The organism is Paenibacillus sp. FSL F4-0125 (genome assembly GCF_038008565.1).
GTDB lineage: Bacteria > Bacillota > Bacilli > Paenibacillales > Paenibacillaceae > Paenibacillus_AQ.
Genome location: NZ_JBBOZJ010000001.1, coordinates 2,381,805 through 2,395,925, shown reverse-complemented (window position 1 = coordinate 2,395,925; position 14,121 = coordinate 2,381,805). Strand labels below are relative to the sequence as shown.

At 43.8% G+C, this 14,121-nt stretch carries 15 protein-coding genes; 6 read left to right on the top strand and 9 right to left on the bottom strand.

What is annotated here, in order from left to right; all coding sequences use genetic code 11:
- The first annotated feature begins 79 nt into the window (after window positions 1–79).
- Both NST74_RS10170 and NST74_RS10165 read left to right on the top strand, forming a co-directional pair.
- Window positions 80–664, top strand: coding sequence for a helix-turn-helix domain-containing protein (locus tag NST74_RS10170; RefSeq protein WP_341111864.1), 585 nt, complete (start codon window positions 80–82; stop codon window positions 662–664).
- Window positions 665–811: 147 nt separating this feature from the next.
- Window positions 812–1,615 (top strand): MBL fold metallo-hydrolase, encoded by an 804-nt coding sequence (locus NST74_RS10165; RefSeq protein ID WP_341111862.1) that lies wholly within the window; start codon window positions 812–814, stop codon window positions 1,613–1,615.
- Between the two features lie 30 nt (window positions 1,616–1,645).
- Here the strand turns inward: NST74_RS10165 and NST74_RS10160 are convergent, their stop codons facing one another.
- The 5 genes from NST74_RS10160 to rpmG all read right to left on the bottom strand — a co-directional run bounded on the left by NST74_RS10160 (window position 1,646) and on the right by rpmG (window position 5,018).
- A complete protein-coding gene (locus NST74_RS10160) occupies window positions 1,646–2,233 on the bottom strand; it encodes a class I SAM-dependent methyltransferase (protein WP_341111861.1) in 588 nt (195 codons plus the stop codon).
- A gap of 21 nt (window positions 2,234–2,254) precedes the next feature.
- Window positions 2,255–3,004: a GNAT family N-acetyltransferase gene (locus tag NST74_RS10155; RefSeq protein WP_341111860.1), complete on the bottom strand. Its 750-nt coding sequence runs from the start codon at window positions 3,002–3,004 to the stop codon at window positions 2,255–2,257.
- A 14-nt stretch (window positions 3,005–3,018) separates the two neighbouring features.
- Window positions 3,019–3,444 carry a DUF6157 family protein gene (locus NST74_RS10150; protein WP_341111859.1) on the bottom strand — a complete coding sequence of 142 codons (426 nt, stop codon included), beginning with the start codon at window positions 3,442–3,444 and terminating at the stop codon, window positions 3,019–3,021.
- Window positions 3,445–3,609: 165 nt separating this feature from the next.
- On the bottom strand, window positions 3,610–4,818 hold the full coding sequence (locus tag NST74_RS10145; RefSeq protein ID WP_341111858.1) for a GTP-binding protein: 1,209 nt from the start codon (window positions 4,816–4,818) through the stop codon (window positions 3,610–3,612).
- 50 nt (window positions 4,819–4,868) lie between these two features.
- Window positions 4,869–5,018 (bottom strand): 50S ribosomal protein L33, encoded by a 150-nt coding sequence (gene rpmG / locus NST74_RS10140; protein ID WP_076098468.1) that lies wholly within the window; start codon window positions 5,016–5,018, stop codon window positions 4,869–4,871.
- 203 nt (window positions 5,019–5,221) lie between these two features.
- On the opposite strand from rpmG, the gene NST74_RS10135 reads away from it, so the two are divergent.
- The 3 genes from NST74_RS10135 to NST74_RS10125 are packed head-to-tail and all read left to right on the top strand — an operon-like array spanning window position 5,222 to window position 8,142.
- The gene (locus NST74_RS10135; RefSeq protein WP_341111857.1) at window positions 5,222–6,250 is read left to right on the top strand and encodes a CobW family GTP-binding protein; all 1,029 of its coding nucleotides are present in this window, start codon (window positions 5,222–5,224) and stop codon (window positions 6,248–6,250) included.
- Window positions 6,247–7,236: a permease gene (locus NST74_RS10130; RefSeq protein ID WP_076120062.1), complete on the top strand. Its 990-nt coding sequence runs from the start codon at window positions 6,247–6,249 to the stop codon at window positions 7,234–7,236. Before NST74_RS10135 ends, NST74_RS10130 begins: the two co-directional genes overlap by 4 nt.
- 33 nt (window positions 7,237–7,269) lie before the next feature.
- The gene (locus NST74_RS10125; RefSeq protein WP_341111856.1) at window positions 7,270–8,142 is read left to right on the top strand and encodes a TIGR03943 family putative permease subunit; all 873 of its coding nucleotides are present in this window, start codon (window positions 7,270–7,272) and stop codon (window positions 8,140–8,142) included.
- Here NST74_RS10125 and NST74_RS10120 read toward each other — a convergent pair.
- The 4 genes from NST74_RS10120 to NST74_RS10105 form a co-directional block, all read right to left on the bottom strand.
- Window positions 8,139–8,621, bottom strand: coding sequence for a NusG domain II-containing protein (locus tag NST74_RS10120; RefSeq protein WP_341111855.1), 483 nt, complete (start codon window positions 8,619–8,621; stop codon window positions 8,139–8,141). The genes NST74_RS10125 and NST74_RS10120 overlap by 4 nt on opposite strands.
- 16 nt (window positions 8,622–8,637) lie before the next feature.
- On the bottom strand, window positions 8,638–11,727 hold the full coding sequence (locus NST74_RS10115) for a PAS domain S-box protein (RefSeq protein ID WP_341111854.1): 3,090 nt from the start codon (window positions 11,725–11,727) through the stop codon (window positions 8,638–8,640).
- Between the two features lie 222 nt (window positions 11,728–11,949).
- A complete protein-coding gene (locus NST74_RS10110; RefSeq protein WP_341111853.1) occupies window positions 11,950–12,507 on the bottom strand; it encodes a DUF2812 domain-containing protein in 558 nt (185 codons plus the stop codon).
- Window positions 12,504–12,833 (bottom strand): PadR family transcriptional regulator, encoded by a 330-nt coding sequence (locus NST74_RS10105; RefSeq protein ID WP_341111852.1) that lies wholly within the window; start codon window positions 12,831–12,833, stop codon window positions 12,504–12,506. Before NST74_RS10105 ends, NST74_RS10110 begins: the two co-directional genes overlap by 4 nt.
- A gap of 354 nt (window positions 12,834–13,187) precedes the next feature.
- Here NST74_RS10105 and NST74_RS10100 point away from each other — a divergent pair, with 354 nt between their 5' ends.
- Window positions 13,188–13,976 (top strand): CPBP family intramembrane glutamic endopeptidase, encoded by a 789-nt coding sequence (locus tag NST74_RS10100; RefSeq protein ID WP_341111851.1) that lies wholly within the window; start codon window positions 13,188–13,190, stop codon window positions 13,974–13,976.
- Window positions 13,977–14,121 lie beyond the last annotated feature (145 nt).

The following is a 14,121-nucleotide window of genomic DNA, read 5'->3' as shown; positions in this document are numbered from 1 at the left end:
GATGACAGAAATAGCAGCATTAACCATTGCCGATGTACAGGAAAGTGTTGTAGTATATTTTTAAAAAATCGGAGGAATTATGCCTAGTAACCAACAAGAAACTCATAATATCCAGGCGTGGTCTCTGATCAACCGCAAATATCTTGGACAAGGCGTTCGTGTAAAAAGATTCCGCCGTCCAAAGCGTAGCCAGATTAGAAACCGTGTGTTACTTGCTGTATTGATGGCTAAGGATATCAAACTTTCACGACTCGCAGAAGATCTTGGTATATCCTCTCGCAGTGTAAGTGCCTGGGTATACGAAGGTCGTATCCCTTCCAACAATAACATTGACAAGACCTGCCGCCTGCTTGGGTACCCGCCCCAGATTTTGTTTAATGAAACACTGATTCGTCAAAGTCCAATTGTATGTCAACCAACACCTTCTCGCTTTATGAAAAGAAGTATTACCAGCTCACCGCGCAGCAATGTGATTCTGACCGGACTTTGTATGGTTTACGATTTTTCCGTAACCGATGTAAGTATTTGGATAGGGGTTCATCCGGGAACGTTCCGTAAATGGTTGCACAGCAGCCATCTGCCGACTCCTGCTCTGCAGGAAAAAGCCGAAACCTTCTTCCGGATTCCACGCCATATTCTATTTGCAGACTGCGGAACGCTCTAATGTGATCCTATCGCTTAATTAGTTTAACGCCAGCCCTTCTTCCTTAATTAGGAGAAGGGTTTTTTGCCATATTTTTTTCTTGAAAAAGGGTCATACTACTGTTAAGGTACTTTCTTCAAACTTTTAGAACGGAACAGGAGGCGTAAGATGAGACTTGATGGAATACTATCTGAAGGCTACACCGATACTTGGGACGTGGCCCCCGGTGTCATCGGACTACGAACCATGTTCGTAAATTGCGCATTCATCGGCCAGCCCCATTCGGACTGGATCATTGTAGATACAGGACTCAGCTCATACGCAAATAGGATTATTGAATTTGCTAAAGAGAAGTTCGAGAAGCCCCCAGTCGCCATTATCCTGACACATGGACATTTTGACCATATCGGGGGCGTAGAAAAGCTTCTTGAGGAATGGAATATACCCGTATATGCTCATCCGCTTGAGCTTCCTTATCTAACAGGTAAAGCGGACTATCCTCCAGCGGACCCGGCCGTAGGCGGCGGACTGATGAGTACGGTGTCCTCATTATTTTCACATCGCGGCATCGACCTTGGTTCAGCCGTACAGCCGTTGCCGGAAGACAGAACCGTCCCTGGAGCAAAAGGCTGGAAATGGATCCATACTCCCGGTCATAGTCCCGGCCATATTTCCCTATTCAGACCAGAGGATAAGGTTCTGATTGCTGGTGACACCTTTCTTACAGTCAAACAAGAGTCCGTTTTCGCAGTGGCTACACAGCATCAGGTTGTACACGGCCCGCCCTCTTATTTCACAACGGACTGGGAAGACGCGGAAAAGTCAGTCCGAACCCTTGCACTCCTAAACCCTCATATCGTTCTCTCTGGACATGGGGTGCCTATGGAAGGTGAGAAGTTATCTATTCAGCTAGCCCATTTATGCAAAAATTTCAAAGAAATGGCGCTACCAGGTCAAGGGAAGTTCGTGTAATTTTCTTGCGAATATAGATCTTAGGACATATTAACGGGGTGATCCCTGAGGATCTCTAAGTGTCTCGATAGTGGTGCCAGTTTTTATAATTTCCATATGCTCAAAATGCTTTTTTAAATCAGCTTCACTAAAAAAATGAGCGAATTTCCCTTTTTTATATTCATAAGTCGCAGGTTCCAAGCATGCACCACAGCCGTAATTCGGATCCTCATCGGAAAAAGAAGTGAAATAAAGCAGACCTCCGGGGTGCAATTGCTCCAGACAATTTGTAAGCAACCTACGGCGATCCTCATAAAGAAATAAATGCAATAAGTCATAGCAGTAGATAGCATCTACCTTCGTCTCTAGATTGCAGTCTAATACGGAACCGGAAATAAAAAAGCATGCAGGGTCCCACTCCACCGCAAGCCCGAGTGCGGCCCCGCTTAATTCAATACCAATGGTCTCAAATTCACTGGAGAACACCTTCGTATTCCGCCCATAACCTGCTCCCGGTACAAGTACGGACCTCACATTATTCTTACGAAATAGCGTCTTTGCCTCCATAGCCGTAGGGCTTGGCTCACTTCCCCAGATCATTCCTTCCTGAGCGAACCGCCGGTTCCAGTACTCGGACATACGTCATCGCCTCGCTTTGCTTTAATCGCCCATCACCCTATACCAATATGGATATATTTCCTTAAAACCGAGCTTGTCATACAAAGCCGAAGCACCAGCATTCGCTTGTACAACCTGCAAAAAAGCGGTTGTCGCTCCCTGTGTCTTACCCCAGTGAAGCAATGCAAGCAGCAATTGCTCCGCCATACCTTGTCTACGCTGATCGGAAGCCGTGATAATATCAAAGAGACCTATGTATCCGTTCTGAATAACACCCAGACCGCAAGCGGCAGGAACACCATTTTTATACAAAAGAACATAGCCCTGCTGCAAGACCGAAGCACATAACATTCTAGTTAATGTGCTCCGATTCTCAATGGATAGCGCAGAGAGCTTCGTGAAGACATTTAGCCATTCTTCAGTCAGGCTCTCCTGAACTTGTACCTCATGTCGATGATCAGGAGTAGCTAAATCCTCTAGGTCTAGAAGCCTTACAGAGGATGGCTCAACAACTGTGTATCCGCGATCCGCTAGCAGCTCGTCCAGGTTCGCTGGCTGAATATACGGTGTTATTTTAAACACAGGCTTTAATCCCGCAGCCTTATAGTACTGCTCAGCAAGCTTGATTTGGTTCGTAAGATCGGTAAGAGAGCTCTCAGCACTATACAATGGATTGACCGAATTGGCCCTTTTTGTATAACCTGCAGCCGTTCGCAGTACCCAGCCGTTTAGGAGAACACTCTGCTCTGCCGGCCAAGTATTGAGTGTAATTTCCTCTATTGATTTATACATGGTATCCCTCCTTATTAACCGCGTTCCCGCTTATTACGCATCGCTGGCAGCAGCTTCACTGCTTCATCACCATACGAAGTAAAATAGTCGTATTCAGGGGACTCCTTGCCGTATAGTGCTATTTTCCCATCTGCATTGTAATGAACTCCCCAACCGAAACGCTTCGGAAGTAAAGAGGCCCGCAGGCATGGATGTTTTCTGGAAAATAGCTCATTCCATAGTTCTTCCTTACGGTTCATTCGTACTTCCTGCGGGATTTGTTTATGCCGCACATGAACCTCGTACAGAAGCTCTTCATGATTGTATTTATAGGGTTCATTGATAAGCAGCTCATACTGAATTACATGAGCAGGCGGGAGTGTACGACAAGACATCGGGGGGATTCCTGTTTCCTCAGGACAATCTTCTGCTACACGAATGAAAGTGTTTGTATAACTCATGTGCAACACCTCTATTATTAATTAAAATATATTCCTTCTATGATAATTCATAGCTCTATTATAAGCATAGCCGAATTTTACAAATTTCACTATAATTACACAGCAAAAATCCGGAATCTAAATCTCCTGACTCCGGATTTCCTACCTGCTATCTCATCTTAGATTCTATTCCTCGGTAGCTGCTAGGAGCTCCTCTACCGGCCACGGAAGCGGATTGTGAAAGGTGGTCCAATCCTGCTTCAGCTCTTCAAGAGTCAGTAAACATCTGTCCAATCTGGCTTCAATTTGTGCCTGATCCATACTCACACCAATAAACACGATTTCATTCATTCGATCGCCCCACTGCTCGTCCCACTTGGCTTTCATTTCAGGTTCGCTTTCCAATACCTCCAGCTGCTGATCCTCAGGCATTGTAGCTAGCCAGTAGCCGGCAGGTCCGAACTGAATCGAGGGGCCAGCCTGGCTGATACTCGCTGCAAGATCACCTTCTGCGGCAACCCATACAATCCCCTTCGCCCTTACAACCTCTTCCGGCCAATGACTGAAGAACAAGCTTAATCTTTGCGGATGGAATGGTGTTCTCCGGCGATAGACAAATGAAGATATTCCGTATTCCTCCGTCTCAGGTGTATGAGACTTCTTATTTAGCTCCGTGATCCAACCGGAAGATAAGCTAGTTTTTTCATAATCAAACCGTCCGGTATTAAGAATCTCCTTCGGATCTACCATTCCGTTAACCGTACGGATCAGCTTGGCGGTCGGCTGAAGTTTGCAGAGCACAGCTTCAAGCTTGTTGAGCTCTTCTTCTTCAAGCAGATCACATTTATTAAGCAGCAACACATCACAAGTTTCGATCTGATCTATAAGCAAATCCACGATATCGCGAAAATCATCTTCGCCAGCCGTTTGACTGCGATCCATCAGACTATCACCAGAAGAGAAGTCATGCCAGAATCGGCCCGCATCCACAACGGTAACCATCGTGTCTAATTGAGCAAGCGTAGTTAAATCGATATCCAGCTCGGGATTCGCATAGGTAAAGGTCTGGGCTACCGGCACAGGCTCACTAATGCCAGAAGATTCAATCAGGATATAATCAAACCTGCCCTCAGCAGCCAGCTTTTGCACTTCAACAATCAAATCATCGCGGAGTGTGCAGCAGATACAACCGTTAGACATTTCCACTAATTTCTCTTCAGTTCTGGACAGCGTGTTTCCGGACTTCACCAGATTGGCATCCACATTCACTTCACTCATATCGTTCACGATAACAGCAACCTTCAAGCCTTCTCGGTTGTGTAAGACATGATTCAACAGCGTTGTTTTACCAGAGCCTAAGTAACCACTTAGCACAGTAACGGGGATTTTTTTCATTCAGATCACTCCTATCATTGATTAGCATTTATATTTAGCACTTATAGCACTTACCGGGTTTCGCGGTGTAAGGTAACTCTTTTGAGGCGTGGACAATATTTCTTCATTTCCATACGACCTGGATGATTTCGCTTATTCTTGGTAGTGGTATAGTTGCGATCTCCTGTCTCCGTACATGCTAAAGTAATGATTACTCTCATTGGTTCCATCTCCTTTTTAATTAAATCGTAATAATTACGATTAACACATCGTACACGTTTTATTCACAGTCTGTCAACTATCGTCTTGTAAATATTTCAACTCTCTTAATTTTGTGGTCTTTCTGGTGGACAAATCACGTATAGATGGAATTATAAAAATATGATTCTTGTAATTTCAGGAGAATCAGGCAGGAGTGGAGATCATGAAGATACCAGTAATTATTTTGAGCGGGTTTCTGGGGAGCGGGAAGACAACTCTGCTGTTGTCCCTGCTGAAAGAGAGTAAGGTAAGAGGGCTGAACCCTGGCGTAGTCATGAATGAGCTTGGTAAGAGAGATGTGGATGGATATATTCTACAGGAGCACACGGGTACAACCGTGACTAAACTGCTGGACGGGTGCGTATGCTGTAGCCGTAAAGAGGATCTGGCAGACAGCCTGCTGGTATTGTTAAGAGGGCGCCCTGATGCTATTTATATCGAGCTTACCGGTGTCGCAGATCCTGAAGAGATCGCCAAAACACTACAAGAAACCTCTCTGCAGGAAAGAGTCGAATTACATTTTACGATTACCTTATTGGATGCAGAAAACGCCTTAGAATATAACAGCAGACTCTCTTCTGACAAACAACTGGTTCGTACTCTTCGCAAGCAACTGTCCACCGCTGATCTCATTGTCGTTAATAAGAGTGATCTTGTAGAACCTGAAACCTTATGGCGAATTGAAAAGGGTGTCCGAAAACAAAATGCAGAGGCTGAAATCGTATATACCCATTACAGCGAGATCAACCTTTCTCCGATATTATCAGGAATCATTCCACGCAAAATCATCGCGCCTGCTCCGCAACGAGCGCCCCAGACCTTTAAAGGCGCCTCTCTGAAGCAAATGAATTCAGAGCACGGAGGAACCGCTGTTAAAGAAGTGCAGGAGGAGCAGCATGCTTCTTTTTCCCAAGTGACTGCCATCACAATGACCATACCTCAAGCAGGGACTACCATGCCTTCCAAAGAACGGCTAGAGGCTTTTTTTCAAGAATGGGGTGACAACCTGCTCCGTGCCAAGGGGCATATCCTTTTGTCTGAACAGGAACCGGTACAGCTTGTCCAATATGCGGGTATGCGTACGAACTGGGAGGCGTCACGTTATCCTGGAATGCCTTATGTGGTATTCATCGGGATTAATTTAGATGAGGAACTGCTGGCAGATCGGTGGACCGCCTTATTCGCGCCTTGACTACCCTATCCCCATTAAAATTACTGCCGCTGCTTCTACCGATTTCCTTCTTGATCATCATTGGTTTTATATGGGTGCCAAATCAGCTGGAACTTCTGGATAACGCGTACATTGACACGTTCAAAACCGGATTTATCGGGATTTTGCTAGAAGCTTTGCCGTTTGTGTTAGCAGGAGCTTTATTATCCTCCCTGCTTAGAGTCTTTATCCCAGATGAAATGATCTCCCGCTGGATTCCAAGGCAGGCGTTGCCGGCTATTTTATTCGCTTGCCTGCTTGGAATTATTTTTCCGGTATGTGAATGCGGAATGATCCCTCTCGTCCGCCGGCTAATCCATAAGGGGATGCCTGTCTACGTGGCGATTGTGTTTATTCTATCCGGACCCATCCTAAATCCTGTCGTCTACGGAGCAACACTGACGGCTTTTCGTAACCACTCCGAACTGGCCTATGCCCGGATGGGTCTAGCCTTTGCTGTCGCCTGTATTATAGGCCTAATTATCTATGCAACGGTGAAAAAGTCCCCTGTACGCCTGAGCGTTCAGCGCGAAACCGATAACACGCATCACAATAATTCACGTGGAGGAAAGTTAGCTGCTGTCTTTGTTCATACCTCGGACGAGTTTTTTGAGATGGGAAAATACTTAATTATCGGCTGTCTACTAACCTCGGCCATCCAAACGTTTATGGTTCAAGATAGTCTGGCAGCAATCGGAGATAAGCCGCTAGGGTCTTATTTTTTCATGATGGGACTGGCATTTGTGCTTTCACTCTGCTCCACCTCGGATGCCTTTGTTGCTTCCACCTTTGTACATTCTTTTCCGGCAGGTGCACTGCTAGCTTTTATGGTGTTCGGACCGATGCTGGATTTCAAAAATTCATTGATGTTACTCTCCCTGTTCAAGACCAAATTCGCCCTTTATTTGTTCTTTCTTATCTTTTCGAGCGTATTTATCGGGGCCGTAGTCATGTCCTTATGGCTGTAATCATAGAAATTCCGCACTGATAGGAGGAAGAGCATGAATGACTCTCGAAGCATCCGATTTCACTATTTGTTAAGGGCGGTCATTCTGCTCGCCTTTGCTCTCTATATTGGCCATTTAGTGCAGCAAGACGCTTTGCATTATTATGTAGCGCCCAAGCTGGCACGCTGGGTTCAATTATGTCCGATTCCTTTGACACTTATGGCACTTAGCTTGGCCATTCAGGCCTTATTTGGTAAAGGCAGTGTTCTATGCGACTGCGAGCATCGCCTCCCGCATTCCATATTTAAAAGTACAGCGCTTTATGGATTATTTCTTTTTCCGCTGCTGCTTGGATTTGCACTTCCTGACCGTGCTTTGGGAAGTATGGCTGCTAGCAAAAAAGGGATAACTTTAACCTCATCGCCCTCCGATACTAACAATGTCGCTAGATTCGAATCAATTGATCCCTATCATGAGGAGCTCACAGAGCTGGCCAAGATTCTTTATGTACAGCCTACTATTCCTGTTTACCCTGCAATTTTCTCCGAAACACTTGGTGCTATTGACATGTATAAAGAGCAATTTGAAGGCAAAGAAATTTCCGTTTCCGGGTTTCTATATCGCGATGACAGTGAAACGCCAGTGAATGCTTTTGCCATTGGCAGATTTCTGGTCCAGTGCTGTACCGCTGATGCCACTCCATTTGGGATGCTGGTTGATTCCGGCAAACTAAAAAGCTTGCCCACTGATACCTGGATAGAGGTTCGGGGCAAGCTTCAAGTTGTGCAATACAAGGGCCAAGAAATAATGCAAATTCGTGCAGAAACCATTACACCGATCGCGCAACCAACAACACCTTACATTTACACGAGCGCTGACTCCATAGCCACATGGAAAGACCTACAGAGTTCTGTTAAGCCTTACTAAATAATGGCATCCAGCTCATCCTCATCATTCACAGACCGGTTAGGGTTGAATACTTCAACCATTAAACGAGCTGGAATACAGATGATTTGCTGCTTCGGTCTAGAAATAAACCCCATTTCTAAAGCGATTCGCAGAGGCGCATCAGAATACGTCATTTGGATCCCGTAATCAAATACCTTTAAGGTATTGTGACCGAACTTTGTTTGAATATCTATAATTTGCTCTTCCTTAGTCAAAGAAACGGTTTTGTATTCTTTGCCATCGACCGTAATTATAGCTTTCAAATCTCCTTGTTGATACTGCTCATTGCGGGTGTCCCACCACTTGATTCCGTAAATTAAACCGGCAGCTAACAGCGCTATAAAAATAATTACAAAATCGCCACGCTTCATTTTTAACAAGGGATGGATCCTTTCATCGACATTGATATGCGTAATAATTACGATTACAAATATATAAATCATACGCCTTTTTGTCAATGATACTCCTCATCCTTTAGCGAATCCGTGTAGAACAATCCTTTAATACCCTGTCGAGCTCCTTGATTGAAATAGGCTTGGAGATGAAATCCTGCATTCCGGCACTCAAACACATCTCTTTATCTTCATTTCTGGCAAAGGCAGTCGCAGCAATAATAATTGGATACAGCCCCAGCTTCTCGCGTATAATCCCTGTTGCCTCGATCCCATCCATAATAGGCATCTGAACATCCATAAATATGAGATCATAATCCTTGGCCAGCACAGCGCGAACCGCTTCCTCGCCATTGGTTGCAATGTCTGGTACATAGCCCCTCTTCTTTAGATAAGCCTGCATCAGTTGCTGATTCACCGGATGATCTTCAGCGATGAGAATAGACATGGGTCCATATTCCCCCTTAACATCCCCTTTACTTTTAGGGTTATCGCTTTTGCCTACATCCGCCGAAGGGTGAAGTGCAACCTTCTGATTCCATTCCTCTTTCGGCAATGAGACCTCCACTGTGAAATAGAACTCTGAGCCATGCTCCTCACAACTTCTTACGCCAATTGTTCCTCCGAGCAGCTCCACCAGCTTTTTGCTAATGGCCAATCCAAGTCCGGTTCCGCCGTATTTACGATTGATGGAAGGATGCAATTGCGAGAACGATTGAAACAATAACCCTTGACTGGCAACTGGAATCCCCAGCCCCGTGTCTTTAACCATGAATTTAACAATAATATTTCCTGATTTTTGCGAAGCTTCCAGACTGGCAGAAATACTGATTTCACCATTTTCCGTAAATTTCACCGCATTCCCAACCAGGTTTACGAGAATTTGGCGCAATCTCGACTCATCCGTCACAATGACAAATGGAAGATCTGCTGCAATATCGATAGACAATAATAAGCCTTTCTCTTTGACCTTTGGATAAAATAGCTCGCTAACATTCTGTATCACTTCACGCAAATCCACCATTTGTAGTTCTAATGTCATCATGCCTGCTTCGATTTTGCTGAAATCGAGTACTTCATTCAAAATATGAAGCAATGCTTCCCCGCTACTGTTAATGATTTGTGTGTAGTAGCTCTGCTCTTCATCCAGCTCTGTACCTGAAAGTAAGTCGGCCATTCCGATAATACCGTTCATCGGTGTACGCAGCTCATGACTCATGATCGCTAGAAACTCCGATTTCGCCCGATCTGCTTCCTCAGCAGACTCCTTCGCTCGCACAATCTCCTTTTCTTCGGTAATATCTCGAAAAACGACTACAGCACCGATTCGCTCTTCCCCATCAAAAAGTGGTGTCATGCGATATCTGACCAAAAAGCTGGAGCCATCCTGCCTCCAAAACACACCCTCCTTCTCTTCGAAAGAGCGATTATTGAAATGCGAAGGTATCAGTGTCTTCTGAATGCCCGAAAATGGCTCACTATCCAGCCAAGTCTGATGAATCGCATGGAATTTGCTGTTCATCCATTCCGTTGGATCATATCCCAGCATAGTAATCGCCGCAGGATTGATGAACATCGTATCGCCTTCAAGGTTCATGCCAAATATACCTTCAGATACCGAATTCAATATTAGAGCATGCTCGTTACTTAACTTCTCTATTTCTTCAAAATGCCGCGCCCGTTCCGCAATGTCCCGGGTTACACACACCAGCTCTTGTCCTCCAAAGATTTCCGAGTAAATATAGCGTAGTGTTGTCTCCGTCCAAATGTAGGTCCCATCTTTGCACAGAAACCGGAAGGATACAGGTTCGAGCTTTTTGCCTTCAATACAACTGTTAAGATAGGATATTACCTTCTCCTTGTCCTCAGGATGTATGTAATCTATACCTCTGGTTTCGTACATTTCTTCCGGTGTATACCCTAACATCGTCTGGCAAATCGGTGATGCATACAGATAGGTGAGGTGTCCGTCCGCTGTATTTCGTGAAATAAAATCCATTGAATTTTCCGACAGGAGTCGGTAATTCTGCTCACTATCACGCATCTGTTCCTCCATTCGATGACGTTCAGTCACATCCTGGGCAATCCCGCTGATCTGTAGCACTCTTCCTTCTTCATCCTTAATCACTTCCCAGTGCACATCCAAAAACTTTAATATTCCATCCGCACTCTTAATTCGAACCATAGCTTCACCATTCGTTCCAATGGCTAAAGAATGACGAACTAGCTTTTTAAGTATGATTAAATCATTGGGCTCAATGCAGGAAAGGACACGTTTATAATCAAAATAGGAATGAATGCTGTCATCCAGTGAAAAACCAAAAATATTGCGCATCTCTCTAGAAACCGTCAACCGTGCTTTTGTCGCATCCCATTCCCAAGATCCCATTTTCGCAAGATATTGGGCTTTCGCCAGCATATCCTCATATTTCTTACGCTGTGTAATATCGCGGCCGATGGTTAAAATCTGCTTGATTTCCCCCTGCTCATCACGAACTACCTGCGAACTGCTCTCGATCCACAAATAATGTCCGTCCTTATGCCGGGCTCTACGTGTATACACATCCGTATCAGAATAGAGCTTTCCGTGTTGGGTCATCTCTAATGCATCATCTACGTGATAATACTCCGGTCTTTTTGTGCCAATCATTTCATGTGCCGGATATCCTAGCAGCAACTCTACTGAAGGAGAGACGTAGTGCAATGTACCGTCAGGATCGCCAAAAGAAATCATATCCGGTGTATTTTGGGTGATCAAATTATATAAATGCTGATCTTTCTGAATCTTATCTTCGGCAAGCCTTCGGTCTGTGATATCCGTTAGTTCCGAAATCAAGACAAGAGGTTCACTAGCATTCTCCTTAAGAATTAGAAATATATGTTGTGCTACCCAGATCATCTCGCCACCCTTACATAAGAACCGTCTTTCTAACTCAATTGCGGTCCCAGGATCTGCTAAGAGCTTGTTCAGGATAACGTTATGATCATCATTAGTCTTATCGTCTGGATAAATTAGATCTAAATAATGTAGATTCAAAAGCTCTTCTTCAGAGTAACCAAGCATATGGCAAAGTGCTGGATTGGATTGAATCAAGGTCCCTTCCTTGGGAGAGACTACAGCAACCCCTATAGAAGACCGTAAGTATAGTTGCTTAAAAAGAAATTCAGACACCTGTGCAGCCTCCTCTTTTGAGATGGGGACAAACTTTATTACAATTTCGTAATCTATTCCAGTATACCTTTTTTTCAGTAATTAAGCTTGATAGCTGAGTCCTAAATGATAGGCCGGTGAAAAGCAATGAGATTGCGCGTTATCGTCATAGACCAAAAAAATAAACAACAAGTCCCGAGTAATCAGGAAACCTGCTGTTTATACATATCACAAGAATAAGGACTATTCTCTTATTAAATTCTCTTGCTGAAGCTTTTTAATTTTCTTACGGATAGGTGCGCCAGCTCTTAAAAAAACAAGTCCTAAAAGAATTAAAAGCCCGCCTAGAATAACATTTACCAAACTAATGCTGCTGGAGGAAGTGAAATAATTCGTTAGCCCAATGAGAATGTTCGCTAAACCAACAATGAACTCTAACCACATGACAGAATTCCATAGCGTGTTAATTCGCTTAAAGTGTTTTATTTTGGATTCCAGATCCGTGTAAATATCAAAAGCACCTTCAGATGACTTCTTTCTAAGATAGATCCAACGTCCAAAGCTGCTAATACATTCTACTCCATTCTCCTCTAAAAACCTGATGTACGCGATGCTCTCGGGATGAGTAGGCACATTATCTAAAAGCTCAATCCTATACGTATACTCATTCTTAGGCGTTTCAGTAAACACATATTTGCACCATGTGTAGTTTGTAAGGGCCAGCCCTTTGGCAGATATTTCATTCAGCCACTGTTCTTCCTTCTCAAAATCCCAAAACATTTTGCGAACCACATGTATCATTTGGACTCACCTCCAGCTATTCTCTTCCCATTGGCAATCAGCTCTTCCAACCGGATGAGCTCCCCCTGAATCACCGTCTTCCCTAATCCCGTAATTTCGTACTCCTTTCTTCGGGAGCCCTCTTCCCCTTCCACAGATCTTATCCAGTTTTTCTCCAGCAGGGTGTTGATAGCTCCGTATAAAGTGCCCGCTCCGAGATCCACTCGACCATTACTTAAAGCCTTCACATTCTGCATAATCGCGTATCCGTGCATTGCGGTATATAGAGACAATAAAATGTAAAACACTGCTTCCGTTAAAGCTCCTCTTTCTGAGCTTTCAGGCATGATTCCATCTCCATTCTATTACTGTTATTCTATTACTGTTAGCGATATATCGTTTACCGTAATATTATTATTACGGAAGCCGATATAATTGTCAATACAAAATACCCATTTTATGTATTCCGCTAAGATTATGGCCGCAAAAAAAACGCCAATAGCATATGCTATAGACGGCTTTATCCAATACATTAATTGGTAACGAATTAGTGAAAATAATTTTGAAAAAATATGACAACATTGAAAATTTTCATAACGTAATTTCATCTAAACTATAAACTAAGATTAGTTAAATAGTTACATATTTCGTGCCCTCAATTGATTTAGCTGTTCAATACAAACAGAAAGGTTCGTTATAACATGAAAAAAACAGACCGTCAAATGCGTGTTACACCAAAAATTTGGATTGGCTTACTCATCGCAGTCGGGTATCTATGTATTGTAATTCCGATCCAAAAATTATCCGGAGTATCGTATGAAGACTTTGGTGCATCAGCGGATAACTTGCTCCGTTCAGCCATCGCATCAATGGCCGCAGGTGCTGTTGCACTAATTATTGTAGCCTCCCTGCTCGGATGGTGGCGGTCTGCACTATTTGACAATACACAACAACGGTTGAATTATAAGTGGCTGCTTATTTCTCCATTAATTATGCTGATTGGCATCTTTGTTAACTTTTCATCAACGAATTTCAGTCAATTTGACGGCAAATTCATTTTCATTCTAATTGTATTCGGACTACTCGTAGGTTTCTGTGAAGAGTTAACGATTCGCGGCTTACTATTGACATCACTGCGCTCTCGGCTATCGGAGGGCTGGGTATGTATCTTTAGCAGCATAATTTTTGGTCTTATACACGGCTCAAACATACTGCTAGGACAAGCTATTCCAGTTACCCTCATGCAAGTTTGCATGGCCGCTCTTTCCGGAGTCACTTTTTATTTGGTCCGTAGATTTACAGGCAGTCTAATTTGGGCGATGTTGCTACATGGACTTTGGGATGTCTCAGTGTTCATGACTGCTTACAATAATCCGGATGGTAATGGCACTGCTGGCTTGCTTTCATTAACTGCTGATTTGTTTAGTGTTATCTTCTTGATCATCGTATTCCGTAAATTAAAAAACGCTAAAGCTAAACAGCTTAGTTAGTCTCTATAAATCAGGTTGGAACAAGATACGATCCTTATTCCAGCCTTTTGGCATTCTCCTTGATGACAAAGTTGATTTGCCAACAACGTTAATACAAAAAAGCTCCTGAATCTCCATATAGGGAAATTCAAGAGCTTTTTCATTG